The sequence below is a fragment of the Pseudomonas sp. P5_A12 genome (assembly GCF_056400685.1).
In genome coordinates, this window is sequence record NZ_JBFUKU010000463.1 from 1 (window position 1) to 2,818 (window position 2,818).

The 2,818-nt window shown below is 57.1% G+C and carries 3 protein-coding genes; all 3 read right to left on the reverse strand.

The annotated features are described in order from the left end of the window. Positions 1-362: response regulator (locus AC1DSG_RS29900; RefSeq protein ID WP_477794091.1), on the reverse strand; the 362-nt coding region annotated here is incomplete at its 3' end. Beyond that, entirely contained in the window at positions 331-1,830 is a 1,500-nt protein-coding gene (locus AC1DSG_RS29905; RefSeq protein WP_477794093.1) for a sensor histidine kinase, read from the reverse strand. The genes AC1DSG_RS29900 and AC1DSG_RS29905, both read right to left, overlap by 32 nt. A gap of 104 nt (positions 1,831-1,934) precedes the next feature. Continuing rightward, a partial coding sequence (locus tag AC1DSG_RS29910; protein WP_477794092.1) for an SCO family protein occupies positions 1,935-2,818 on the reverse strand: 884 nt, incomplete at its 5' end.

Consider the following 2,818-nt stretch of genomic DNA (forward strand, 5'->3'; position numbering starts at 1 on the left):
TCAGTCGCCAGCGCCTTGTCCAGCAACAGCTTGAGCTCGGGCAACGCCACCGGTTTAGTGACGTAGTGAAACGCGCCCTCTTTCATCGCCACCACGGCATCTTCGACATTGCCATAGCCGGTCATCATGATCACTTTCAGGTCCGGCGCGCTGACGCGCAGCTTCTGGATCAGATCGTGACCACTCATGCCTGGTAACGAATTGTCGGTCAGCACCACGTCGGGGGCGAACGTACTTAATTTCACCAGTGCATCTTCAGCAGAGTGGCAAACCGTCACCTCGAAGTCTTTGCGTTCAAGGTAGGTCTGTATATTCTCGGCGAGGATTTCATCATCCTCGACCAGCAATATGCTGCGCTCCATATTCCYCTCCCGTTGCCACTCTAAAATTGAGACAGACGCGGGTTCCTTCCTGCTCTTGGCTGGTCAGTTCGACCGAGCCTTCGAAACGCTCCATTATTCGTTTGACCAGGGCCAGGCCTACGCCTAACCCGCCTTGTTTGGTGGTGAAAAACGGCTTGAAGACCATCTGTTGCTGCTGCCTGGTCATGCCTTTGCCGGTGTCAGTGAGAATCATGCGCACATGACCGGCGCTTGGCTGTTCGATATCAATTGTCAGGTGGCCGCCCTTGGGCATCGCTTCCAGGGCGTTGGCAAACAGGCTATTGAGTATTTGCGTCAGCAGCACCTGTTGGCTGACGATCGGTGGGCAGGTTTTAGGCGTGAAGTGCACTTCCACGTTCGAACGTTTGATCAGCGCCTCGAAAGCACTCAGGGTGTCATCGATGGCCAGCACCAGATCGACTGTTTCGTAGTCGTCATTCATGGGGCGCAACGACACCAGTAACTCCCGAACCCAGCGTGACATGCGATCGACCTGACTGATGATGTCGCCGATATTCTTCTGCGCACTCTGGCTGGCGACGTCCTGGGCCATCTCGGCGCTGGAGCGAATAGTGGCCAGCGGATTGCGCAAACTGTGCGCGACCGCCGAGGACATTTCCCCCAGCGCGACGAAGGTTTCATTGGTCACCAATTCTTTTTGCTGGCTCTTCAGCAACATCGAGGCCTGACGCACAATCCAGAACAACCCCAGGTAAATGATCAGGCCGCCGAACACCGTCGCCAGCCAGATGGCCCTGAAACCGCGCTGGATGCGCTCCACCAGGTCCCGCGGCTCCTTGTAGATCTCGACCATGGCGACCACTTTGCTTTTGTCCGCATTGAACATCGGGATGTAGTTCTCGACGAACAGGTATTCCGGCTCGCGCAGCAGTCTCTGTTCGGGACGCTCATCGTCGACCTCGTGATAGCTGGTGGACACCGCCTCCTTCATTTCAAACGATTCGTCCAGCTCAGTGTCGCCTTCAATGCGCTCGCCGATCAGCTCCGGGTTCGTCGACCACACCACGGTACGATCAAGCGCGTACACGCTGGCCAACAAAATGTCCGGCAGATGTTCCACATGATCGATAAATTCAGCGCGCGCAGACGCGCGGGTTCCCGGGGACACGTCGGGATAGGCGTTGTCCAGGCGCGGGTCGAGCATTTCGCCCATGGTTCTGTTCGAGGTGATCGAGGCATGACGATTTTCGGCTTCACCAATGGCCTGAATGAATTGTGCGGTCAGGATGGAGTCACGCTCGATGCTCTCGGTGACGACGAAGCGCGTGGAAATATAGCCAAGCCCCGACGCGACGGCGGCGATGATCAAGAAGCTGCCCACGGAAAACCAGCGCAGCAGATTGAACTGCTTCAGCCGGTTATGGCTTTTTTCTTCTTCTACCGGCGTGGCTGGCGCCAATTCTTTTTGTTGCTCCAGTATCGGCATAGGGTTGTCCTGAATACTCGCTTCAAGCCTGTTCAACCATGTCACCGAGCAGTGTAGGAGGCATTGAACCCGCCTGTCTCTGACCCAATGATATTATTTAGCCGCTATTGCGCCTGCACCGCTTGCAACGGTTTCTGGCGGTCAGTTTCTTCCTGCAAAAACTCTATGATCGATTGCGCGGACTTCTCATCCAGACGCAGGTTGGGCATCGGGATCTTGTCGTAACGCTCAAACAGCTCCACGGCAATCGGGTCTTTCTCTTTCAGCATCTTGTCCGGCTCACGAATCCAGCGGTTGAGCCAGGCCGGGTCACGTTGGCGGGTCACGCCGATCAGGTCCGGGCCGATGCTGCGCATGCCGATGCCCTGCCCGTCCATCGGGCCGAGGCTGTGGCACGACGCGCAGCGGGTGCGAAACAGTTCTTCGCCATTGCTTGGCGGGCGAATTTCCGGAGCGTTGGCGTAGCTTTCTCCCGTGCTGGCTTTTTTCCAGTTCTGCAAGGTGTTGGCCAACTGATCGGCGAGAATCCACGGGTTCTCGAACGGTGAGGCTTTCATCCAGCGACCAGTGGTCTGGTTGCCGACGATCAGGCTCAGGTTGTGGTCCTTGTTGCGGCCGTTGTCGACGCCTTCTATGAACAGCCCGAGTTTTTTGCGCAGGTCAGTGACGTCGGCAAACTCCCCGGTGAGGAATTTCCAGCCTGGCCCGACCTGGAAGCGTTGCGCATAGGCCTTGAGCACTTCGGGCGTGTCGCTCAACGGGTCGATGCTGATGGAATAGAAGAAGATGTCCTGGCCAACCCGGTCGCCGAGCAGCTTTTGCACCTGACGCAGGCGCGCGGTTTCCAGTGGGCAGGAGTCGCTGCATGTGGTGAAGATGAAGTTGATCACCACCACCTTGTCCTTGATCAAATCATCGAAAAAACGCACCTGCTGACCGTCCTGGTCGGTCAGCAGGGTGTTGGGGAAATAGTCGCCGCCCCAGGGTG